The organism is Exiguobacterium sp. s125 (genome assembly GCF_018618605.1).
GTDB classification, from domain to species: Bacteria; Bacillota; Bacilli; order Exiguobacteriales; family Exiguobacteriaceae; genus Exiguobacterium_A; species Exiguobacterium_A oxidotolerans.
This window is the reverse complement of record NZ_JACSMI010000002.1, coordinates 139,538-162,004: the sequence shown is the minus strand read 5'-3', so window position 1 is coordinate 162,004 and position 22,467 is coordinate 139,538. Positions and strand designations below refer to the sequence as shown.

Genomic DNA, 22,467 nt, shown 5'->3' with positions numbered 1-22,467 from the left:
ACGACCTTTTTGTATCTTGTTATTTTTTTAGAACAAATGAACTGAGTGGATCCACCGTGATGCTGCCTGAAACATTTCGAAGTGTTTTCGTCCCTGCTGTTTTACCATCGACGATCAACTTCCACTTTCCTTTCGGAAGCGTCAGCTTGACCGCAGCGCGTTTTGCGTTATGGACAACGAACAACTCTGCTTTTTGATGTGGTGCATCTTCTGAAAGTTGATACGCGACGACTTGCTCCATCGTATCGACAAACGTCAAATACCGTCTGATGTCTTTCGCTGATCCGAGGTGAAGTGCCGGATTTGCTTTCCGGACTTCAATCAAGCCCTTCATGTAATCGACGTCTTGTTGACGATCCATCTTCCGTTTCCAGTCGAGCTGGTTGACGGAGTCCGGTGATTTATACGAATTATGGTCGCCGCCCTTCGTCCGCATGAAATCCTGACCGGCATGAATGAACGTCGTCCCTTGTGACGTCAACAGGATGCTTGACGCCAGGCGGTGCATTTTCGTTTTCGTCGCATCCGTATCGTTCGGGTTCGTTAAGTTCAACTTATCCCATAACGTATGGTTGTCGTGTGCTTCCACATACGTGATGGTTTGATTCGGCTCTGCTGCAAATCCTGTGATGTCTTGGTTATACGCAATCTCACCGACGATTCCGCGTTTAATGCGTGTTTCAAGACCTGTTTTCCCGTTAATGAATCCTGCATCCGTATCTTCAAAGACACTTCCTTTAAGCGCATCACGCAAGTTATCGTTGAAGTGGGCGACGCCCGGCATTTGTTTTGCATTTGTCTGATTCGCTTTTTCTGTTTCAGGAAGTGGTGTGTTCAAGCTCCACCCTTCGCCAAAAACAAGGATTGATGGATCGATTTTAGTTGTCGTCTTTTTGACGGCATTCATCGTCTTGACGTCATGGATCCCCATCAAATCAAACCGGAAACCGTCCCAGTGGTACTCTTTTGCCCAGTATCCGACGGAGTCGACGATCAACTTATGCATCATCTGGCGTTCTGACGCTGTATCATTCCCGACACCCGTCCCGTTCGCTAAATCGCCACCCGCTGTGTAACGGTAATAGTAACCCGGGACGATTTTATCGAGGTTCGATGCTTTGGCGTCGAACATATGGTTGTAGACGACATCCATGACGGCACGTAGCCCATTGTCATGAAGACCTTGAATCATCTGTTTCATCTCTGTGATTCTGACTTTCGGGTCATATGGATTCGTCGCATATGAACCTTCTGGTGTATTGTAGTTTTTCGGGTCATATCCCCAGTTGTATGATTTTAGCGGATTCGTCTCATCGACGGAAGCCGTATTGAAGTCGTAGACTGGGATGAACTGAACATGTGTGATGCCAAGTTCTTTGAGATGATCAAGTCCTGTTCTCGTCTTCGTTTTCTGGCCATCTTTCATTAAACGTGTTCCACGTTCAACTACTCCGAGGTACTTCCCTTTTTGCTTAATTCCTGAATCATATCCTGAGCCGGTCACATCAAACATCGACAAATCACGGACGTGGGTTTCATAGATGATGGCATCTGTCGCTTGTTTAAGCGGCATCTTTGATTTCGTCCAGCGTTTCGGATCCGTCTCCTTTAAATCAACGACAACACCTTGATCCCCATTGACAGCAACAGCTGTCGCATATGGATCGACGGCACGCGTCGTATCTTTTGCATGTTTCACTTCATATGTGTAGCCTGTCCCGTCGAGGTCACCTTTTACAGTGACGGTAAAGACGCCACGATCACCACGTTTCATCTCGATTTCTTGTGTGATGTCTTTTGTTGTTGCTGCTGCTTGTTTTGGTAACTTGTATAACTCGAGTTCGACCGTTTGAGCGGTTGGTGCCCACAAACGGAACGTCGTTTTTGATTTTTTATACGTCACACCTAACTTGCCATCATAGGCATATTTTTGATCAAAGGCATCAGAACGTAAGACCTGTCCTGCTTCAAGCACACCTTCACCGAATACCGGGTGTGTCACAGTCACGACTTTCGCTAAATCAATGTCGGTCGAGACAGCGACTTCAAATGTTTTCGCGTCAAGTTGTGTGACGACCGGATTGACGAGTCCCGTGAACGAAAATTGTCCGATATCGTCTGCTGAGACAGGCGCGTTCGTTTTGAGCGTCAGCTTCTTAAAGTCATCTGCGAGGAAACTCGTAATCTTAGGTGTCCGGTCAATTTCCGGTTTTCCGTAGTAGATTGTTTGATCCCCTTCGATTAACCAGATGTCTTTTGCTCCGGCATAGAAGAAACGATCCGCCCCGTCTTTTTCAGACCAGCCTTCGATATGCGGAATGATCCCGACGAGTCGTTGTTTTGTTGTGTTCGCAAGCGAGACTGTCGCGATGGCACCAAACTCATCCTGTTGATTAAATTCGAATCGTTGTCCATCCGCCTCATTCGGCCATGCCCAAACGCCGTATTTTTCATAATCGTTGTCATAACGGTAATAATGGACGTTTGTTTTGATTGATTCGACGTCAGCCCCGCCTGTCGGATTGACCGGTGAGACGTCTTTACTTCCAGACGCAATCCACACTTCCGCGACACCATCTTTAATCATGTCTTTCGTGATGAAACGGTCATTTTCAGAACCGGAATCTTTATTCCAGTTATCATCACGGACAATAAAGCCGATTTTTTCAGGTTGGTCGACTGGGAATTCATAAGCGGCAATCTTTCCGTACGCATCTTCTCCGTTAAAGGCGTGCGCCTTGTTCGGGAAGTAATCCGGTCCGTTCGCCCAGAGCCAGAGATTCCAATCTTTTTCTGACGTTTTATCTTCTTTGTAGTGAATGATGACGAGCGTCGATTTGCCTTTTTCGAGCGCTAATCCGTTCACTGGAAGTAAACTGAAAATTAGTGCAAACGTTAGCACAACTGCCCAGACTGATTTCCATCGATTCATGTTCCATCCTCCTTGAATGTATGTAATCGTTTTCATTTCCATTTTCCACACGAATTCTCATACTGTCAAAGTAAATTTTAGTTAACTAAAGAAAATAAGCCTTTCGGACCAGAACAAAAAAGGGCTGACTCATAAGTCAGTCCAAAATCAATCCTATATCGATCAAATGCTTATGAAACTTAAAAAGCCTGCATGGGTAGGCTGTTCTGTCACACTTCCCTGTCTCGACTCGTCTTCAAAGCGGCAACCTTACGCGCCGCTTCGCTTCGCTGCAGGGTCGCGTAAAGTTGCTTTTCGCCTTGGAAGCGATTCAAGACGGAAGACGCTTTTAATTCTCGCCACTTTGTCTACAAAGTGAAGAAAACGCCAACTCCACAGTCTGTGTTATCCCTTCATCAATGCTTCGAGTGCTTGTTTCGTTTCCCGCATCGACGCATCCGAGGCGAAGAAATACCAAATGCCGTCACTTGCGATATACCCTTCGCCGTCGATTTTCAAGGATTGTAAGTGTTTGAAACCGGTTTGATTCTCTTGTGCCAGTTGGGTCGCTTCAGAAAACGTAATGTTCGTACTGAAATTATCCTCTAAGACCTGACTGAGTTGTTCGAGCTTCGTTAAAATGTTCGGACCTGCAAGTTTCATTCCGACAGACTCAAGAACTTGCCGTTGCCGGATTTGCCGTCCCATATCCCCGAGCGGATCCTGTTTCCGCATCCGGGCGTAACCACTCGCTTCGAGACCGTCCAGTTCAATCTGTCCTTTCTTGTACTCTTTTTGAAGCCGACGGTCGTTCCAACTAAAGGCAGACGGATTATCAACCGTCACACCATCAACGGCGTCAACGAGTTCAATCAGTCCATCCATGTTGATTTTAGCGTAATACGGAATCTCGACGTCAAACGTCTTTTCGACCGTCTGAAGCGTCTCTTCGACACCGCCATAGGCATACGTATGATTAATTTTTGTCGTCTGTCCATCTGCTAACGTGACTTGCATATCGCGCGGAATCGAAAGTGAACTCGCTTGTTTTGTTTTCGGATTAAACGATAACAACATGATTGCATCGGCCCGACCCGGATCATTTTTCCGTTCATCGACACCAATCAACAAAACATGGACAGGTTGCATGACTTCAAGTGGTAATTTTTGCTCACCTTTTAGTGGAGTAATCAATGCATCAGCAGTTTGTTGGAGCTTTAAAAATGCGTATCCGGTCGTCGCACTCGCAATCAAGACGACTAGTAACAAAAGCACACTCGCGACTCGCAAGAACGGATTCGGTCGCTTTTTCTTCATCCGTGATTCCATCATTAACCTCCTCACAGTTTCTGTTGATACGTCTTCATCAGACCGGTGATATTCGAGTTATGCAAGAAGAGTACACCGTCGACTTGTTGTTGTTTTGCGAATTCTGACACATCAAATGTTGCATTGACATACCGGATATCAACGACTTCGAGATTCGCACTTCGGGCGAGAAACGGCAGGACAGGATTCGCAAAGGAATCCTTCAGGACAAGCAGTTTTGGTCCCTTTACGTCCGACCGCATCGACATGATGCCATGGTTGCCCCGTAAAAAGACTTCATACCGGTCGGCATAATCACCTGCTTCCTTGATATAGCTTTCATCGATGACCGGTTGCTGGCACGTGTTGTCGTAGCACACATCAATCCCGTCGAACTGGCTTCCATCGTAATAGGCAAGTGTATCGCCGGTCGTTGCATAGGCGAGGGTCGTTTTCCGGGCAAGTGATCCATAATATTCGTGCCCGGATACTTTCCGGGCGTTTGACGCGACCGGTACTTCTTTAATCGATACCTTGTCCGCTTGCAACTGACGAACGATTTGCTGATAGGCAAAATAAGCTCCGTCAATGTTCCAGTGATGATCCGTTTTAAAATAATCGGACAGCTTCAACTGGTCGAGCGAAATGTTCGTCATCCCTGCCTGATCAAACCCTTCTACCATCTTTTTGTACCGGACTGTCGCGTTCGACGCGACATAGTCGGGTAAAATCCCGTTCTTCTCAGCGACGACCGTCTTTGAAGGAGCTAGTGCCATGTAGACAGGTCGATCAACGGCTTGAACAAATTTCTTAAAACCGTCCGGAATCGGTGTCACCTGTGCCTGACTCGACTCAATCATGTAGTCATTCGGGGCCGTATAAATGCCATTTCGAAACGGTTGGCGTAAGACGTTTTTTGACAAGCGGGCTTGTGTTTCGACGAGTGTCCCACGAAGCAACAATTGATCGGTAAAATACTTTTCGAGTTCTCCCATGTATGCCCCACTGACGACTGTTGCTGTCGTTGGTGGCGTCAATTTTGCGAGCGAACGATTTTCAAGTTGTGACATGATACGGTCCTGTTTCAAGACCGTCCCAAGACCAACCATCGTCAGGATGACCATGAAACTGACTGCCGTCGCCGCCATCATCCGTCGTTCGAACGAGTACTTCTTTCGTGGCCTCTGGTCTTTGTCTGGTCTGAGTGGCGCATGTGCCATGCTGATTCCTCCTTACTTAAAAACGGAAATAAATGAACGGATTGAAGGTACTCGCGACGAGGGCAGATGTCGCAAGAAACAGTAACAACATCGCATAGCCATACTGAATCGTCTGGCCGACTTTCCCGAGCCGTTCGACGATCCACTGACCCAGTATTTTTGGTAGCGGTGTCGCAGCAAACGCGGCAAGCAGTAAGATGACGCCATTTTGGACGAGCTGGTAACTGGCACGTTCATCCCACACTTCTGTCGGGATAAACATCGCACGCAAGTACTCGAGTGCGTCCGGAAATGTCGTTGCACGGAAAAAGACCCAGCCGACTAACACAAGAATGAGTGTCCAAATCGTCGAAATGACGGGGACACGGCGTAATAATTTCCCGAGAAATGCTTTCTCGAGCATAATCCATATCCCGTAGTACGCACCCCAGGCGACGAACGTCCAACTTGCACCATGCCAGAGGCCCGTCAGCATCCAGACGACTGCAAGATTTCGATACTGTTTGAGCGGTGAGACACGATTGCCGCCAAGCGGGATATAGACGTAATCACGGAACCATGAGCCGAGTGAGATATGCCAACGTCGCCAAAACTCCGAGACGGACTTCGCGATGTAGGGATAGTTGAAGTTTTCCAAAAAATGAAATCCGAACATCAGTCCGAGTCCAATCGCCATGTCGCTATATCCCGAAAAATCAAAGTAAATTTGTAGCGCATAGGCGATGATGCCGATCCATGCCAGACCCATCGACAAATCATTCATCTTGAAGACGGCATCTGCCACTTGCCCGCAGCCATTCGCTAAAATCAATTTTTTCGACAACCCGATAATAAAGCGGCGGACACCAAGTGCGAAATCAGGTAAGGTCTCTTGCCGATCGTTGATTTCATTTGCGACCGTCTCGTAGCGGACGATTGGCCCGGCAATCAATTGCGGAAATAACGCGATATACAAAGCTAAATCAAGCGGGTTTTTTTGGACTTTCCCCGCTTCCCGGTAGACATCGATGACGTAACTCATCGCCTGAAACGTAAAGAAGGAAATCCCGATCGGTAACACGACTTCCGGAACAAACAGTTCCACCTGAAACGTTTGATTCAAAGACGCCATGAAAAAGCCACTGTACTTGAACCACCCGAGTAAAGCGAGGTTCGTGATGACCATACTCGCCATGACAGGTTTGATGCCGACACGGTGCCGGTACGTATCGACCATCAGGGCAAAAAAATAGTTGATCAGGATACTCGCGAGCATCAGTAAAACGAACTTCGGTTCTCCCCAAGCGTAAAAGAAAAGGCTCGCTACAAGGAGCCAGCCGTTACGAAAAAATCGTGGCACTAGATGATAGACAAGCAGGACGACCGGTAAAAACACAAATAAGAAAATCGTCGAACTAAACAGCATAGTGAGGATCCTCCTGTTTCAGTTGAATACGTTCAGCGATCTTCAACTCGGTCAGTTGGATCCGGACGTCACCTGCTACGAGAAACTTAAAGGCAATTTTAAAATACTGTGCCCCTTTCATCCGCTCCAGTTGAATCTGAAGATCAGTTGCTCCGTCGAGCATGACGAACTCCGACTCCGACCCCATGCGTTTTTTATTTCCGTATTGCATCTTAAAGAGTTGGACTTGACAAGGAACATCGGTTTCAAAACGACACGTCACATGAATGACGTCCGCCTGTCCGAAAGCGGCATCTTGGCGGTACAGCTTTGACGGCGGATACTGGAAACCTTGATCAAACAATTGGATATACAATTTATCCGCATCCGTCGCCGCCTGGAAATCGAACAACACACCAACCGCTTCGTCTTCTAACAGAATCTTTTCTTGACTTCCCTGCGGAAAAAAATGATAACTTGCTAAATGAAACGTACGTGCTGTTCTCATACCGGGACCTCGCTCATGATCGCGTCAACGATACGTTCCGCCGCATGACCGTCACCGTAAGGATTCGCGGCCTGTGCCATCCCCTGATACATTTCTTCATCCGTCAATAAGCGATGACTCATCTCAAAAATACGTTCCGGATTTGTCCCGACAAGTTTTAATGTCCCGGCTGCAACACCTTCCGGCCGTTCTGTCGTCTCCCGCAGAACAAGTACTGGTACACCGAGCGATGGCGCTTCTTCTTGGATACCGCCGGAGTCTGTCAAAATAAACGTTGCCCGGGCCGCTAAGTTATGAAAATCAAACACATCGAGTGGGTCAATCAAGTGAATGCGCGGATGGTGTTTCAATTGCTCCGCCGCTTCGAGCACGATTGGGTTCGGATGGACGGGGTAGACGATTTCAATATCTGCATGCGTCTCTGCCAACCGTTCGATGGCATCAAAGATGTGCGACAGCTGGAGGTGATTTTCGCGCCGGTGGACGGTCAGTAAAATTAACTTGCGTCCGCTCGCCTCTAAGTCCGTTAAGACTGGGTGCGTATAGTCGGACGAGACGGTTGTCTTGAGCGCATCGATGACGGTGTTCCCGGTCACGATGATCGGTGTCTGTTTATGCTCGCGTCGGAGATTTTCCGCTGCTTGATCTGTCGGTGCAAAATGAAAATCAGCCAGCACACCTGTCAATTGACGATTCATCTCTTCCGGGAATGGTGCATATTTTTGGTAGGTCCGTAATCCCGCCTCGACATGTCCGACCGGAATTTGTTGGTAAAAAGCAGCGAGCGAAGCAGCGAACGTCGTTGTCGTATCCCCATGGACTAACACGAGATCGGGTTGCTCCTTTTCGAGGACACGACGCATCGCATTCAAAATCCGTGCCGTCATTTCTTCGAGTGTTTGCCGTGGACGCATCAAATCTAAATCGTGATCGGGAACAATCTGGAACAACTCCAAGACTTGATCAAGCATCTCACGATGTTGCGCCGTGACGACGACGATCGGCTCGACACCTTCGCGCGCCTCAAGTGCTTTGACGACGGGCGCCATTTTAATCGCTTCCGGTCTCGTTCCAAATACAAGCATGACTTTTTTCATCCATTCCATCCCCTATTCCTTATTCATGATGACAATTCAATCGTCTCGCCACGGACGGACCGTTCGATTTCATCACTTCGTCCTGTCCGTTTTTTTGCCACGTAATGGGCAACTTGCTTTTTCGATAACTGTTTATGCCAGTAGAGATACTTGTTGTACTCCGCCATCGTCTCTGCGGTTGGTCCGAACATCCGGACTTCGCCGTATTCGAGCCATAAGACTTTTGAACAAAAACTTTTGACCTGACTGAGCGAATGACTGATGAAGAAAATCGTTTTCCCTTGATCACGAAACTCGCGCATCTTATCCAAGCATTTTTCCGTAAACGTCTGATCGCCGACCGATAAGGCTTCGTCGATAATCAAGATATCTGGATTGATGTTGATGGAAATCGCAAACCCTAAGCGGGCCCGCATCCCGCTCGAATACGTTTTGACCGGCTGGTCGATGAATTCCCCGATGTCGGCGAATTCTAAAATGTCTGGAGTGATCATTCGGATTTGTTTTTTGTTCAGTCCCATCATCAGCCCCTTGAGCTCGATATTGTCGCGCCCCGTCAACTGATTGTTCAATCCGCTCGAGATGGCAATTAAGGCTGACTTACCACGCAACGTCACCTGCCCGTACGTCGGAGGCGTGACGTTCGCAAGGAGATGTGACAACGTCGATTTCCCGCTTCCGTTGATGCCGACGACACCAACGATTTCACCTTGTTCGACTGAAAACGATACATTCTTTAAGGCATAGAACGGCTTTCCGCTCATCTTGCCAAATAAAACCTCTTTTAACTTATCAATCGGACGCGAATACAAGACGTATCGCTTCGAGACATTTTCAAACACGACATGACTCATCTTCGTTCCTCCTACACATAATCAATGAAATAACGACGGAATCGGATATGGACGGTTGCACCTGTCATTAAAATCACTGCGGTAATGCTCCAAAAATAACAGCCGTACCAAAGATGCTCCATCAAATACCCCGTTCCGATTAAGGCTGAACGATACCCTTCGATCAAATAGACGAGTGGATTGATCATCAACAACGTCTTAAAGATGGAATGATCGGGTGGGACCCACATGATTGGCGTCAAATACATCAACATCCGCATGCCTGATGTGACCATGTTTTGGACATCCCGGACCATCGTCGCGAGCGCCGACAACAGGAGCGAGACCGCATATAAGAAAATGATTCCTGCCGGTATGATGTACAACAGTTCGAACGTATGCCATCCCGGAAAATAACTAAAGGCAACTCCAAGAATGATTGTCAGGAGGACCATCGCAATGTGCCGATAAAATTGTGCCAAAATGACATAGGCCGGAATCGTACTCAACGGGAAATGCATCTTTGAGACGAGCGCGACCCGTCCATAGATGGAACGGGACCCACTCGGAATCGTACTTCCGATAAAGAACCAGGCAATCAATCCACTGACTAACCATAATACAAACGGAATCCCGTCAACCGGGTGTCCACCTCGAATGCCAAAACCGAAGACGACCCAGTAGACACCGATTTGCAACAGCGGCGTCATGATTTCCCAAAACCACCCGAGGTATTGCATGCTGTATTGGCTTTTTGTCTCATAGAGTGAAAGGCGTACGATCAGGTAAAGATGATCTTTCAACTCATTGAGGACGGTACGGACGCTGTTCATATCGCTTCAGCGTCTACTTTCATCGTGTTATGTGTATGCAAGTTACCAAAGTTGAGGACCATGATATCTTCAAGCTCTCCGACGACGCCTTTCGTATCGAATAAGACCGGTGTCCGCATTTGGTTTTTCAGACGACGTGAATCAAATGCCTTGAATTCATCGTGATCGACAAGGACCAGGGCAAGATCGGCTCCTTGGATTGCTTCAATCTCGTCGACTAATGTAAACCGTGACGAAATCGAGCGTTCGACGTGCGGATCACAGACTGCGACATCGAGTCCACGATCTAGTAATTGTTCGATGACTTCGACTGCCGGACTTTCCCGCATATCATCAACGTTTCCTTTATACGTGACACCGAAGACAGCAATTTTCGGACGGACACGGTTGGCGACGAGGCGTTCTGCTTGATCCGCAACGAAACGGGGCATGTTGACATTCGTATCACGCGCCGTATGGATGATTCGTGCAAGCGACGGCGCCTTCGCGACGATGAAGTACGGATCGACGGCAAGACAATGTCCTCCGACACCCGGTCCCGGATGATGCAAGTTAACGCGTGGGTGCATGTTTGCCATCTCAATGACATCGAGGACGTTAATTTTAAGTTGGTGACACACTTGTGTTAATTCGTTCGCAAGGGCGATGTTGACGTCACGGAATGTATTTTCCATCAACTTTGACATCTCTGCCGTCTTCGCATCCGTCTGGACGATTTCTCCCTGGACGAAAGTCCGGTAGACAGCGGCCCCGGCCTTGGCACACGCTTCCGTCAGTCCCCCAACAATCCGGTTGTTATGAATCAATTCATGAAGAATTTGTCCCGGTAAAACCCGTTCCGGACAATGGACGACGAACACGTCTTCGCCAATCTTAAAGCCCGCTTCTTCAATCAATGGTCGTACATGGTCATCCATCGTCCGTGGTGCGATTGTTGATTCGACGATGACGACGTTCCCTTTTTCTAAGTGTGGCAGCAGATTGCGTACTGCTGAAATGACATATTTCAAGTCACATGATTTGTACGTATCGTCAAGGTTCGGCGTCGGAACGGCAACCAGAAAGACATCAGCTTGTTCCGGCGTTAATGTCGCACGGAACGTACCGTTCGCGACGACTCGTTTGATGACGTCTTCTAAGCCTGGTTCTTCAATATGGATATCTCCTGCATTCAACATTTGAACGATTCGCGGGTCGATATCGACACCGACTACTTCTGTGCCGTGATCTGCGAACATCGCAGAAGAAGGTAATCCAATATATCCAAGTCCGATTGTACAAAGTTTCATTTTGTCATTCCTCCATCTAGTGTGTAGTTCACGCCAAACCTTGCATCGAACATGACGTGGCTGTACCTAGACCATACCGACAATTCCTAGTGTTTCCAATGGTTCTAACCATCTCTTAAACCATTCTTCACAGACCTTACATTCGCCGTATTTTCTGTACTTTACGTAAAGGTTGTAAAGAATCGACGAACACGTTGACGAACCTTGTATGATACCGACCATATCCACATCAAACGTTCTTCATTTGTGTGGTTTCACTTGGTATTAGCTGTAACTTTAATTGACTTCAGGTGCTGTTCCCGCTGAAACAGCCGCATATACCGCTAAGAGATGTTGTTTTTCCTCGTCCCAGTTGTACCGTCTTCTCGCCTCTTCCGCTCGGCTTTTCATCTGATTGCGTAACGAATCATCCGCTATCAAGCGATTGACGGCTTGCGCAATCGACTCCGGCGACTCGACATCGACAATCAAACCGACCTGTTCCGTTTCGACGACCCGGCGAATTTCTGGTAAGTCTGCCGCGACGACCGGGACAAGTGCTGCCATATATTCGAATAATTTATTCGATGAGGCTGAATAATGGTTAAAGCAGACGTTTTGTAAGACTTGGAACCCAATCGTCGCTGCCGCTGTATAACTCGGCAACTGATTTAGTGGTACTTTATCGATGAAATAAATCCGCTCACGCGCTGAAGATTCCGCGGCTAAGCGTTGCAAATGTGTTTTGATTTTACCATCGCCAACAAATAATAAAGTTCCGTTCGTCACGGATGGCATCGCCTCAATCAATCGTTCCAGTCCGCGCCCTTCTTGAATCCCGCCTTGATAAAGCAAAATCGGTTCCGCACGGTCGAGACCGAGTTCTGTGTGCAGCGAACGTGCCGCCGGGATCGTTTCCTGATAAAACGGATAATTATGAAGAACCGTCGGCCGGCTTCCGTACAGTTGCTGGTGATAATCCGCTCTTGTATCATTTTCGACCATCGTCCAATCAACGAAACGCAACAGGATACGCTCAAGGATTCCTTGTCCCTTTCCGTATCCTGTCCGGTCGGTTTGCACTTCGTGTGAATCATAGACGACTTTTGCCTGACGTTTTGCTAAAATCGCTTGCGGTAACGTATTTAAATCATTGGCGTGCATGACATCGTATTGACGCTGTCTTGCGGCGCGCGTCATCCGGATGATGCCAAAGCTGTTATAAAGCGCATAGCGTAAAAAGCGGCTTTTTTGTAACAGATAGAGCATGAGCAAGACGGGAATCAACCACGGAATCAGTACCAACACTCCGATAGCCGCGACTAGCGTAACCGGTGACCGTTTCCGAAAACGCGACAGCACACCGGCAAGTGGTGGTGTGCGATCAATCCGAAGAATGCGGAAACCTGCTGGATGCTGCTCGATTTTCGGTAACGTTCCGTCATTTAAACAGTACAAGTCGACCTGATACGCAGCATCAGCAAGGGCGGTACATTCCCTTAACACACGGGCATCGTTCGTAAAAGTGTTCCAAACAAACATTCCGACACGTTTCATCCCTTCACCTCCACTGTCTGTTGACAAGTTTGACGAATCGCTTCAAACAGTCGCTCTTCATTTTGTTCCCAGTCAAAATGTGTTTGGACGTAGGAGACGCCAGAGCGTCCCATCAATGCCCGTTCTTCCGGATTGTTTGCGAGATGACGAATCTGCCGGACGATCTCGTCCCGGCTGCGGTCACGCGATACGACACCAGCACCCGATGCTTCAATCACTTTTGCGGCATGTCCGGAAACAGCGCCGACGATGGCACATCCCATCGCCATATAATCGATGATTTTCCCTGGTGTGACCGTGTCAAATGCCGTGCTCTCGACAAGCGTCGCAAAGGCGATGTCACTTTTAGCGAGCTGTTTCAATGCGTCCCAACGCGGCATCGCGTTCATGAAGTGGATGTTCGTCAGTTTCCGCTCCGCAATCAACTTCTCGAATTTTTCCTTATGGTATCCGTAACCAACGACATGGAATTCAATGTTTCTGTCGACCATCAACCGTTCCGCCACATCAAGTAATAAAAAGACATCTTGCGCCAGTCCGATGTTTCCCGTGTAGACAACGCGGACCTGTTCCGAGACATGACGCCGTTTAATCAACCACTCATTTTCTTCAATCGAATTCGGAATGTAGTGAATACGCGATGCGTCAATCCCCTTCTGTTCGATATAGGACCGAAACCCTTCGCTGTTGATGACGATTTGATCCGCTTGATGATACATCCATTTTTCAAGCCAGTACAATGGTCTCAATAACAGGCGTGATTTCGTGATGCCGACACCGACGAGTGATTCCGGCCATAAATCACGGACATCTAAAATCAGCGGTGCCTGTTTGACATGTTTCGCGACGACACCGACCAGTCCCATAAAAATCGAAGGTGTTGTCGCATAGATATATTCGTACTGTTTTGGATCTTGCCGCACTTCTTTGATCGCTAAGAAAAACTGTTCGATGAAGAGGTGGAGTCGTTTCCACAAATTAGTCGTCGCCCGGACATCGCGTGGTTGAATCCGTGTGATGTGCGCGGCGTCAAGCGTCGGTTCGTCCCAAAACATCGCATCCGTATAGAGTTCCGCCGTCGGATAAAGCGGCTCCGACGTCAAGACATGGACGTCACTGCCCCGTTGTTCCATCCGTTTAAAAATATTTTTCATCCGATTCGCAGCACTTCCGATTTCCGGATAGAAGTTTTGACAAATCATCAACACGTTCATCGACGCCTTGCCTGTCTTCGTGATAGTTTTCGTCTGAGCTTCCAGTAACGGACGATGACTTTTCCTAATTTTGAATTTGCGAGTGACCGGTATTTTGATTTCCATGCTTCATTCGCCTCCAGCACTTCCATGTTCGAAACGAGTGCCTCCTCGTAACGTTTGAGCACTAACGTATATTGGTGCGCAAGTTGTTCCAGCTGTTGATTCATCTCGCTTACTTGGTGTTCCAGTTTCACCTGTTCATTCGATTGTTCCACCATCCGCAATTCAATTTCCGCTACGTGTTGCACTTTTTGTTCCAGCCGCTTGTTGACTTGTTTTAGACGGATGACTTCCGCTAGGTGCATCCGCTCGACAGTCTCAAACGAATTTTCGAGCCAGTCGACTTCTTCTGCAGACAACATCCGGGCCGGTTGTACATCTTCTTGAACGACAAGCGTCACGCCAAGCCACTTATCGAACCGTTCGATTTTTTCAATCGTGCCATAAGGTGTTACTTGTTCGACAAGTCGTTTCAAATAATAGGTCCGCTTATGATCGGCATAATCATTAACGCCGAACGGAACGGTCACGACAAGACGTCCACCTGGTTTGACGAGTGTATATGCCTGCTGAATCACCCGTTCCGGTTCACCGATGTGCTCGAGTACTTCCGTCATCAAAACCGTATCGAATTGCCGGTTTGCTGAAAAAGACATGATGTTCGCTTCACTGAACATGACGACGGATTGGACAGATGCCGCTTCTTCTTTTAACGCAGACGTTGCTTCAGCGATTGCTTCCGGAGAGACGTCGATTCCTGTGACACGTTTCCCTTCGCGTCCGAGTAAAATCGGGACGAGTCCCCCTGAGCACCCGACATCAAGGATGTCTTCTCCCTTCGCCTCACGTACTATCCAGTGGATGCGCGCCCGGACCTTTTTTCCGAACGCGACCCCTAACTGGTCATAATAGGCGGCGCGGACTTGATCCTTTGGTCGTTTCATTCCTGCTGTGCTCGTCATGCCGTGACCTCCTCTAATAACAATTCTTGAATCGCATCCGTCTTACCCGCATCCGCTAATTCAACAAACTGTCGGACTAACGGTGCCGTTAGTTGAATCGGTTCGTAAAACCCGACAATCGTCCGTAATAAGGCAACACTTGGTCCAAAGTCCTTATCGCTGCATTGGCGCAGCTTGACCAAATACCAGTGTTCGAAGAAATGCTCAAAACGTTTCGTCTTGTATTGGTCGAGCACACCATATTTTGCAAACTTCTCTGCTCGTGCCCGTTCACGGAGGACACTGCGCTCAAAGAAGCGGACCGTCAACGAGTTAACCGTCGAGCCGGCGACTGCCGCGTAATAATAATGCACGACGCGGTTCACAAGCAGAACACGCTCCGCCCGTAACATCATCTCTTGGAAAAATAACGAGTCTTGACCGACGGCTCCGACGACCTGTTCCAGCTGATGTTTGACGAGGAAATCGCGCTTGACGACCAATGCTTGAATGCTTTGCACGGCAAAACGATGTTCAAGCAGATAGGCACGGGGGTCTTCACAAACGGTTCGTCCCTTTTTCCGAATCGTCGGCAAGGCGATGATGCTCGTCTTCTCCGCTAACTTTTTCATATGACCGACTGCAAAATCGAGCGTCGGATTTTGATCAAGCTCATCTAACAACTCCGCATAACGGTCACTGAGCACTTCATTGTCCGGATCTAAAAAGGCCACCCGGTCGGCACGCGCCAGTTCGACACCTTTGTTACGAGGACGTGATGCACTTCCGCTCCCGCCTGTTTCAAAGAAGTAAGTCGTCACGTTCCCGTGTCGCCGTCCAATTCGTTCGACGGCTTGAATCGTCCCGAAATCCGTCGACCCGTCGTCGACAAGCACGATTTCCGTTTCGTCAAAACGATTCATCCGCTTCAAGCTCGCAAAACACTTATACATCAAATGAGGGCCGTTGTTATAAATCGGCACGACGACTGACAAGACCGGCGCAAGGAGCGGCTTCGTTTGATACTGTTCATTCCACTCGAAGCGATCCAGCATGAGCGTCCGTCCGGATAACGTTCCGCTGACAAACTGTTCAAACGGGACATGCTCCCGCCAGACCATCGCTCCGGTATCTGCGCCTGACGTCTCAAAGACTTCATAAGCGGCTTGTCCGCTGAGCGATTTCCGGACGATATCGGCATCGGCAAACTTAAAGCCGTTGCGTAAATCTTCGAGGTAATATTCCCCGTACGACTCGCCGCCGTCGAGCAGGGCAACAAGATCGGCTTTTCCATATTCCCTTTCCGTCAACTCGGACAGGTGACAAATAGCATCCGCTTCAATCGATTGCTTGGCAATCTGCTGTTCAAGAGCCGGTGTCGGATTGCGTAAGACGACGAGCAGGCGACGCGCCGGTTGTTGTTGATTGAGTTTCAACATCCGCGCCAATTGATCGACCCGGTCAAACACCGTGTGACTCGACATGACGGAACGAATTCCTTCAGCACGCAATCGCTCAATGTCTTCTTCAGATGTCCGTTCGACGATTGCTTTGATTTCCTGTTGATCGTGAACTGTAAATACGTTTGGAAACAGATTGTTGACGGCGATACTATAATTCGAAATGATTAGATTCCCAAGTGCCTGCGATTCAAAAATCCGGCGCGCACACATCGTTTTACTGTATTTGATGCTATTGAGATTCAACACCCAGTCGTAACATTTGCTCACCTGCTGAAGCGCATCATACGGAATCGCAGGTGCAACCCGTTTGACGTACCGGTCCGGGAAATGATAGTCCGGTAAGCCGAGGTGATAGTTGCGGTCGACGATATCAAGCTGATGCGATGAGCTCATCACCCCATCGAACAGCACTTCCGTATCCTTGACACGTTCTGGATACTTCGCCATCCAGCTCCCGGCGAACAACACATGATTTTTCCGGCTTCGGGTCGCGCCAAGCGGATTATGGATCAGCGGATTCACACCGAACGAGACCGCTTCAATCCGGTCATGGCCACAAAGCACTTGATATTCCGGAAGCATCGCTTCGTCCGATGTCAGCACATAATCGGCTTGTTTTGCCAGCTCACTGAAACGGTCGAAGTTACTCGGGTCTTCCGTTGACTGGAAGACGACCGGAATCCCTTGCTGTTTCACCTCTCGCATCATCTGGAGGAGTAATGTTCTTTTTTTCGATTTCGGTGTCGCGACCCCTTTCCAGTCACCCCCCTGCAAGCCTTTCCATGACGTGATGACTAAAAAGAGATCGATTTTACGACTAAAGACATCCTCAAACGTGTCTGCATTCACATAATGGAGATGGAACGCATCTTGATAATAGGCATGCATGAACTCGGAACAGACGACAGCTACTTCAAGCGGTCGCGGCTCATAGTAACGTGACTGACTCCGAAGCGGAATCGATTGGTAGTCAATCGTATCGAGTAATTGTTGATTACTCTCTTCTTGATAGCGCTTCGTTTTTGTTTCAACCGGCTTGTTTGACGGACGAATCGTCTTAGCCGTTCCCAACGATCCTAACCGTTGTAATGTCTCGAACGCAGTCGAACTCGCTGCTGGTTCCGTCTTCAATCGCTGTTGTTCAGCACGGACCCAACTTAGCTGTTGCGTTACTTTTCTTTTCCACTGTTGTCCATTCACGTTCAAAACACCCTTCCTGCTTGATCTCTTTTCAGTCTACGAGAGCAGTTCAAAGGGCACTTAAATCCCTTGCAAGGTTTTTGTAAAGAGTTGATGAATGTTCTCCAGTATTTCCTTACATTCCAGTTGAGAAGATGACAGATTGGCATGGACTGTAGTTTGTTCGTGACTTACTTTTGAATAATTAGGCAATAAAATATGATGAGCACTTCATTAGTTTCAGAATCAGATAGACGGGTAAATCTTAAGAAGATTCGAAAAAGAGAAAGGAATGAATTTTACCATGAATGAAAAAAAAGAGAATTTACCAAATGAACAGGCAGACGTCGGTCTTCACCCAGATCCTGAACCGGCTGAAACATCAGACCCCGGCATCAAGCCTGCTGAGACACAACACCCCGATCCAGATTTAGAAGAATTGAAAGACGATCAAAAAAAATCATGATCGACGTTACACGTCGTACCTAACAAAAGAAGCGTCGGACGATTCAATTACGAATCGTCCGACGCTTCTTTTGTTAGGTACGTTTTTACATACAAAGTCTACACTTTACAGTTTCACGAGTAACTTTCCTGTGTTCGAACCATCGAACAGACCTAGGAATGCATCCGGAACGTTATCGAAACCTTCAAAAATCGTTTCTTCATATTTCAATTCACCGGCACTGACCCATTTCCCTAACTGTTCTGCCGCTTCCTTGAAACGTTTTCCATAATCCCCGACTAAGAAGCCTTGCATCCGTGCCCGTGAAGCAATCAATTTTGATTGTACGCGAGGTCCGATGTTCTCTTTTTCATTATATCCAGAAATCGCGCCACAGACCGGAATACGGGCAAACGGATTCAAACGGTCAATGACCGCGTCCCCAATCTCGCCTCCGACATTCTCAAAATAAACATCGACCCCACTCGGACATGCGCGGTCGAGCGCTTCGCCGACGTCTTCCGTTTTGTAGTTGATGACTTCATCAAAACCAAGTTGCTCTTTTAGGTAGGTCGTCTTTTCATCGCTTCCCGCGATTCCAACGACACGAGCACCTTTGATTTTGGCGATTTGACCGACGATTGATCCGACAGCCCCGGCCGCAGCCGACACGACAACCGTTTCACCTGGCTGCGGGTTACCGATATCCAGTAAACCAAAGTAAGCCGTCATCCCTGTCATACCGAGTACGCCGAGCGCTGTCGATACAGGTGCGAGCGACGCATCAATTTTCCGAACAGTTTTTGCATCGACAACAAGTTTCGTTGCCCAGTCGAGCATTCCGACGACGATATCCCCTTCTTTAAGAGCATCACTACGTGACTCGATGACTTTCGCGACGACACCCCCTTGAACCGGTGCGTCCAGCTCAAATGGTTGCGAGTATGAACGTGCATCATTCATCCGCCCGCGCATGTATGGATCAACTGAAATGTAGAGTGTCTCGAGCAAGACTTGTCCCGCGTCTGGTGCGTTTAGTTCGATTGATTCATACCGAAACGTTTCACGCGTCGGACGTCCTTCAGGTCTTTCTGCTAAAACGATTTGTTGTTCTGCCATTTCATTCATCCTCTCTAATATCTTTTACCCTTTTACTCTACCAGTCCTTTTCACGGAGTGCGAACAGAATGCACTCATCAATTCACAGAAAATTCCTATTTCTTCTTGACGTGTTCTTTCCTGTCGCGTAAGATAAAAAACAATTCATAGCTTTTATGCTGTTATGCACAAAAGCATTACATAAGGAGTGTATTCCCATCGAATCTTCTACAACACGAATCAATCGTCAGTTCGGTATCCATGTACTGAACGGACTCAGTATCGGAATTTTAGTTGCACTAATCCCAGGTGCTCTGCTCGGCGAACTCGCCAAAGCATTATTACCTTACTTCGCGCCCGCTCAACACATCATCGACTCGACTACGATTGCGATGCGCTTGCTACCGATGGTCATCGGTGTTGCCGTCGCCATGCAATTCAAGACGACTCCAATCGAAACCGCCTCGATTGGTCTAGCGACCGTCGTCGGTTCAGGTGTCGCAACACGGACGGAAACAGCCGGTTTTTTATTCGTCGGTACGGGTGATGTCATCAACGCAGGTGTAACAGCTGCCATCGCAACCGCACTTGTCTTATGGATTGGAAATCGTTTTAAAACCTACACTGTTCTCGTCATGCCGACGTTGATCATTGTCGGTGCAGGTGGGATCGGCGTCCTTACATATCCGTTCGTCACTAAAATCACTGCGGCGATCGGTCAAATGATCACTCAGTTCACTGTTCTGCAACCAATCTTGATGGGCGTCCTGTTAGCGGTCACGTTTTCTGTTTTGATTGTCTCTCCCCTATCGACCGTCGGGATTGCGACAGCCATCAGCCTCTCCGGCATTGCAGCAGGCGCTGCGAACCTCGGTGTCTGTGCAGCTGGATTCGGTCTTGCAATCGCAGGCTGGAAGGCAAATTCTCGCGGAACGTCGATTGCGCATTTTTTAGGATCACCGAAAATTCAGATGGCAAACTTCATTCGAAATCCCATCATGATCGTTCCCGTCATGTGTAGTGCCGCTGTTCTCGGCGGGTTAGCCGGGATTTTAGGGATTCAAGGAACACCGTTTAGCGCCGGCTTCGGTATGTCCGGGTTGATCGGTCCAATCAATGCTTTGCATTTGATGGCAGGTGGATGGACATGGGCAAATGGACTGCTCGTCTTCGGATTATTCATTTTACTCCCGATTGTCCTCTGCTTATCCTTCCATCAGTTATTCCGTCGCTTCCGCCCCTGGACGAACCAGGAAGACTACCGACTCGATTTTGAATAATTAAAAGAAGCGGATTGCCGGTACCGGCAATCCGCTTCTTTTAATTAACATACTTTAAACAAACTTTAAGACATCTAACGGTTGTTTAAGCTGGTGGTCTGCGAGTTCCCATTCATCCGTCGTCCCGAAACCGAACCGGCAAATCGCAACCGGCATGTCAGCAATTCGTGCTGCTTCGATATCAGACGACCGGTCACCGACCATCAAGTACTCGACGTCTCCAAACTCTGCTCGATGTGCCGCTAAAATATCAGCTTTTTGTTTCCCGTTCACTGAACCTAAACATTTCGGACTCGTGAAAAACGGTCGGATGGCTTGACTGTCGAGGACAAGATTCATGTAGTGGACCCCGCAATTGCTTGCCGTCGAGACAATATGTCCTTGTTCCGTCAAGGTGCGGAGTAAATCCCGGACTCCTTCAAACAACACCTCTTGATCCTTCATTGTCTGTTCTAAATGATGATGACGCTTTTGGCGAATCAACCGAATGTCTTCTTCTGACGCATCCGGAATCGCCTTTTCCCAAAACGCACTTCCCGCCAGTCCGTAACTTGCCCGAACGCGGTCTTTTGATGGTTTTTCAAGATGCGGCATGTCTGCCATCGCAAGATGAATCGCCTCTGTCATCTGATTTGTCGAGTCGATCAATGTCCCATCAATATCAAATAAAATAACTGCCATGAAAACACTCCTCTATTTTTTTAGCATTCTCTTTTTTCTAACATATAGGTAAACCCCGAGAAGAAGCAATAGCCCGACAATCCACGGAGTATACTGGTGAAAATCATGATGTCGTCCATTCATACCATGCCCGAGCTTTTTTCCACCCCAGATGAAAAACGCGGACCACACAAAAAAGGACACTGTCGTTGCGATTGTGAACGTCAAACGAGACACACCTGTCAGACCTGCTCCAACCGCAAAACCCATTCGCCACATCGGTGACAGGAGTAAAATAAATCGTCCGCGCGTCTCCATTTGCTGTTGAAATTGAACCATTCTCGTTTCAGAAATCCGAAACAATTTAAAAACGCGTCCAAGTAGCCGCTCACTTCCGAGTTGACCGATCGTAAAGAAGATGTTCTGGCTGACGACGAAACTGAAGACGGCGACAAGTAACATCAAGACAATATTTGATTGTGCCGTATGCACCAAGTAACCCGCATAGGCGAGCGGAACTTCACTTGGTAAAAACGGAAACATTAATGTCACCATAATCCCTAGATAACCATAGGACTCCATCCATGCATGCCAGGCCATCACATACCTCCTCTTCTCCGTTCGTTTCCTCTTCTTAGTGTAACGAACTTTACGAGTAGCGTACAGAAAACAACTTTTTTCCATTATAAAAGCCTGACACTGAATCAATCAGTGTCAGGCTCAACAATCCGTCTATGTTTCAGTAGGCATCTTCACTTTGGATAGGTTGCGTTCGTGCTTTTTGTTGCTCATCCTGCCAATCACTATATCGCGTCAACTCTTCAAAAATCGTTTTCGTGACGAACAGAATAATCGCGACATCATCTGCGAACCCAAAACCAAGAATAAAATCTGGAATCAAGTCGATTGGTGAAACCAGATAAATCAACGCACCGATTACTTTTAGAATTGTTGTCCGGCGGATATTTCGGTATTCTCCTGATTGATACGAACGTACCATATCAATGAATAAGCGAACCGGCGAAAAGACAAGTGACAGACTTGAATTTTTTTGAATTGAATTGTTCGCTCGTTTTAAAATCGATTTTGTTTTTTTCGGACGATCGATATAGTCCTTTGCTTCTTCCGCATATTGATCTTGTTGTTGTTTTAATTTCTCATTCGATAAATCCATCCGTAAATCCCCCATTCGACGATTTAATGTCTTTAACGTTAATACTATTCCC

At 47.9% G+C, this 22,467-nt stretch carries 19 protein-coding genes; 2 read left to right on the top strand and 17 right to left on the bottom strand.

Annotation, left to right across the window (positions count from 1 at the left end; genetic code table 11):
* Positions 1-19: 19 nt before the first annotated feature.
* The 13 genes from pulA to KNQ05_RS15825 form a co-directional block, all read right to left on the bottom strand.
* Positions 20-2,932, bottom strand: a complete 2,913-nt coding sequence (gene pulA / locus KNQ05_RS08470) for a type I pullulanase (RefSeq protein WP_214805151.1) — start codon at positions 2,930-2,932, stop codon at positions 20-22.
* Positions 2,933-3,316: 384 nt separating this feature from the next.
* Positions 3,317-4,240 carry an LCP family protein gene (locus tag KNQ05_RS08465; RefSeq protein ID WP_088836551.1) on the bottom strand — a complete coding sequence of 308 codons (924 nt, stop codon included), beginning with the start codon at positions 4,238-4,240 and terminating at the stop codon, positions 3,317-3,319.
* A gap of 11 nt (positions 4,241-4,251) precedes the next feature.
* Positions 4,252-5,439: a DHHW family protein gene (locus tag KNQ05_RS08460; RefSeq protein ID WP_214805142.1), complete on the bottom strand. Its 1,188-nt coding sequence runs from the start codon at positions 5,437-5,439 to the stop codon at positions 4,252-4,254.
* Positions 5,440-5,455: 16 nt separating this feature from the next.
* Positions 5,456-6,844: an MBOAT family O-acyltransferase gene (locus KNQ05_RS08455; RefSeq protein WP_214805140.1), complete on the bottom strand. Its 1,389-nt coding sequence runs from the start codon at positions 6,842-6,844 to the stop codon at positions 5,456-5,458.
* On the bottom strand, positions 6,834-7,331 hold the full coding sequence (locus KNQ05_RS08450) for a hypothetical protein (RefSeq protein ID WP_088836548.1): 498 nt from the start codon (positions 7,329-7,331) through the stop codon (positions 6,834-6,836). The genes KNQ05_RS08455 and KNQ05_RS08450 overlap by 11 nt, the downstream gene beginning before the upstream one ends.
* Positions 7,328-8,428 carry a non-hydrolyzing UDP-N-acetylglucosamine 2-epimerase gene (wecB, locus tag KNQ05_RS08445; RefSeq protein WP_088836547.1) on the bottom strand — a complete coding sequence of 367 codons (1,101 nt, stop codon included), beginning with the start codon at positions 8,426-8,428 and terminating at the stop codon, positions 7,328-7,330. The genes KNQ05_RS08450 and wecB overlap by 4 nt, the downstream gene beginning before the upstream one ends.
* A 23-nt stretch (positions 8,429-8,451) precedes the next feature.
* On the bottom strand, positions 8,452-9,282 hold the full coding sequence (locus tag KNQ05_RS08440; RefSeq protein WP_088836546.1) for an ABC transporter ATP-binding protein: 831 nt from the start codon (positions 9,280-9,282) through the stop codon (positions 8,452-8,454).
* Positions 9,283-9,293: 11 nt separating this feature from the next.
* On the bottom strand, positions 9,294-10,094 hold the full coding sequence (locus KNQ05_RS08435) for an ABC transporter permease (RefSeq protein WP_214805138.1): 801 nt from the start codon (positions 10,092-10,094) through the stop codon (positions 9,294-9,296).
* Complete coding sequence (locus KNQ05_RS08430) at positions 10,091-11,383, bottom strand: nucleotide sugar dehydrogenase (protein ID WP_088836544.1); 1,293 nt, start codon at positions 11,381-11,383, stop codon at positions 10,091-10,093. The genes KNQ05_RS08435 and KNQ05_RS08430 overlap by 4 nt, the downstream gene beginning before the upstream one ends.
* 276 nt (positions 11,384-11,659) lie before the next feature.
* The gene (locus KNQ05_RS08425) at positions 11,660-12,919 is read right to left on the bottom strand and encodes a glycosyltransferase (RefSeq protein WP_088836543.1); all 1,260 of its coding nucleotides are present in this window, start codon (positions 12,917-12,919) and stop codon (positions 11,660-11,662) included.
* Positions 12,916-14,238, bottom strand: coding sequence for a glycosyltransferase family 4 protein (locus KNQ05_RS08420; protein WP_239456843.1), 1,323 nt, complete (start codon positions 14,236-14,238; stop codon positions 12,916-12,918). Before KNQ05_RS08420 ends, KNQ05_RS08425 begins: the two co-directional genes overlap by 4 nt.
* Positions 14,130-15,137 carry a class I SAM-dependent methyltransferase gene (locus KNQ05_RS08415; protein WP_214765438.1) on the bottom strand — a complete coding sequence of 336 codons (1,008 nt, stop codon included), beginning with the start codon at positions 15,135-15,137 and terminating at the stop codon, positions 14,130-14,132. The genes KNQ05_RS08420 and KNQ05_RS08415 overlap by 109 nt, the downstream gene beginning before the upstream one ends.
* Entirely contained in the window at positions 15,134-17,779 is a 2,646-nt protein-coding gene (locus KNQ05_RS15825) for a glycosyltransferase (RefSeq protein WP_214765440.1), read from the bottom strand. Before KNQ05_RS15825 ends, KNQ05_RS08415 begins: the two co-directional genes overlap by 4 nt.
* Before the next feature lie 283 nt (positions 17,780-18,062).
* Between KNQ05_RS15825 and KNQ05_RS08405 the strand changes: the two genes are divergently transcribed.
* Positions 18,063-18,224, top strand: coding sequence for a hypothetical protein (locus tag KNQ05_RS08405; protein WP_167331095.1), 162 nt, complete (start codon positions 18,063-18,065; stop codon positions 18,222-18,224).
* Positions 18,225-18,329: 105 nt separating this feature from the next.
* On the opposite strand, the gene KNQ05_RS08400 is transcribed toward KNQ05_RS08405, so the two are convergent.
* Positions 18,330-19,322, bottom strand: a complete 993-nt coding sequence (locus KNQ05_RS08400) for an NADP-dependent oxidoreductase (protein ID WP_214765442.1) — start codon at positions 19,320-19,322, stop codon at positions 18,330-18,332.
* Between the two features lie 155 nt (positions 19,323-19,477).
* Between KNQ05_RS08400 and KNQ05_RS08395 the strand changes: the two genes are divergently transcribed.
* The gene (locus KNQ05_RS08395) at positions 19,478-20,581 is read left to right on the top strand and encodes a PTS sugar transporter subunit IIC (RefSeq protein ID WP_251131923.1); all 1,104 of its coding nucleotides are present in this window, start codon (positions 19,478-19,480) and stop codon (positions 20,579-20,581) included.
* Between the two features lie 54 nt (positions 20,582-20,635).
* On the opposite strand, the gene KNQ05_RS08390 is transcribed toward KNQ05_RS08395, so the two are convergent.
* The 3 genes from KNQ05_RS08390 to KNQ05_RS08380 form a co-directional block, all read right to left on the bottom strand.
* Complete coding sequence (locus KNQ05_RS08390; protein ID WP_088836539.1) at positions 20,636-21,262, bottom strand: HAD family hydrolase; 627 nt, start codon at positions 21,260-21,262, stop codon at positions 20,636-20,638.
* Between the two features lie 12 nt (positions 21,263-21,274).
* On the bottom strand, positions 21,275-21,841 hold the full coding sequence (locus KNQ05_RS08385; protein WP_088836538.1) for a DedA family protein: 567 nt from the start codon (positions 21,839-21,841) through the stop codon (positions 21,275-21,277).
* 139 nt (positions 21,842-21,980) lie between these two features.
* Positions 21,981-22,415 carry a YkvA family protein gene (locus KNQ05_RS08380; RefSeq protein WP_088836537.1) on the bottom strand — a complete coding sequence of 145 codons (435 nt, stop codon included), beginning with the start codon at positions 22,413-22,415 and terminating at the stop codon, positions 21,981-21,983.
* Between the last annotated feature and the right edge of the window lie 52 nt (positions 22,416-22,467).

Excerpts from the sequence above, each read along its gene's own strand:
- pulA (WP_214805151.1), bottom strand. The coding sequence starts at position 2,932 with ATGAATCGATGGAAATCAGTCTGGGCAGTTGTGCTAACGTTTGCACTA.
- KNQ05_RS08465 (WP_088836551.1), bottom strand. The coding sequence starts at position 4,240 with ATGGAATCACGGATGAAGAAAAAGCGACCGAATCCGTTCTTGCGAGTC.
- KNQ05_RS08460 (WP_214805142.1), bottom strand. The coding sequence starts at position 5,439 with ATGGCACATGCGCCACTCAGACCAGACAAAGACCAGAGGCCACGAAAG.
- KNQ05_RS08455 (WP_214805140.1), bottom strand. The coding sequence starts at position 6,844 with ATGCTGTTTAGTTCGACGATTTTCTTATTTGTGTTTTTACCGGTCGTC.
- KNQ05_RS08450 (WP_088836548.1), bottom strand. The coding sequence starts at position 7,331 with ATGAGAACAGCACGTACGTTTCATTTAGCAAGTTATCATTTTTTTCCG.
- wecB (WP_088836547.1), bottom strand. The coding sequence starts at position 8,428 with ATGAAAAAAGTCATGCTTGTATTTGGAACGAGACCGGAAGCGATTAAA.
- KNQ05_RS08440 (WP_088836546.1), bottom strand. The coding sequence starts at position 9,282 with ATGAGTCATGTCGTGTTTGAAAATGTCTCGAAGCGATACGTCTTGTAT.
- KNQ05_RS08435 (WP_214805138.1), bottom strand. The coding sequence starts at position 10,094 with ATGAACAGCGTCCGTACCGTCCTCAATGAGTTGAAAGATCATCTTTAC.
- KNQ05_RS08430 (WP_088836544.1), bottom strand. The coding sequence starts at position 11,383 with ATGAAACTTTGTACAATCGGACTTGGATATATTGGATTACCTTCTTCT.
- KNQ05_RS08425 (WP_088836543.1), bottom strand. The coding sequence starts at position 12,919 with ATGAAACGTGTCGGAATGTTTGTTTGGAACACTTTTACGAACGATGCC.
- KNQ05_RS08420 (WP_239456843.1), bottom strand. The coding sequence starts at position 14,238 with ATGGAAATCAAAATACCGGTCACTCGCAAATTCAAAATTAGGAAAAGT.
- KNQ05_RS08415 (WP_214765438.1), bottom strand. The coding sequence starts at position 15,137 with ATGACGAGCACAGCAGGAATGAAACGACCAAAGGATCAAGTCCGCGCC.
- KNQ05_RS08405 (WP_167331095.1), top strand. The coding sequence starts at position 18,063 with ATGAATGAAAAAAAAGAGAATTTACCAAATGAACAGGCAGACGTCGGT.
- KNQ05_RS08400 (WP_214765442.1), bottom strand. The coding sequence starts at position 19,322 with ATGGCAGAACAACAAATCGTTTTAGCAGAAAGACCTGAAGGACGTCCG.
- KNQ05_RS08395 (WP_251131923.1), top strand. The coding sequence starts at position 19,478 with ATGCTGTTATGCACAAAAGCATTACATAAGGAGTGTATTCCCATCGAA.
- KNQ05_RS08390 (WP_088836539.1), bottom strand. The coding sequence starts at position 21,262 with ATGGCAGTTATTTTATTTGATATTGATGGGACATTGATCGACTCGACA.
- KNQ05_RS08385 (WP_088836538.1), bottom strand. The coding sequence starts at position 21,841 with ATGGCCTGGCATGCATGGATGGAGTCCTATGGTTATCTAGGGATTATG.
- KNQ05_RS08380 (WP_088836537.1), bottom strand. The coding sequence starts at position 22,415 with ATGGATTTATCGAATGAGAAATTAAAACAACAACAAGATCAATATGCG.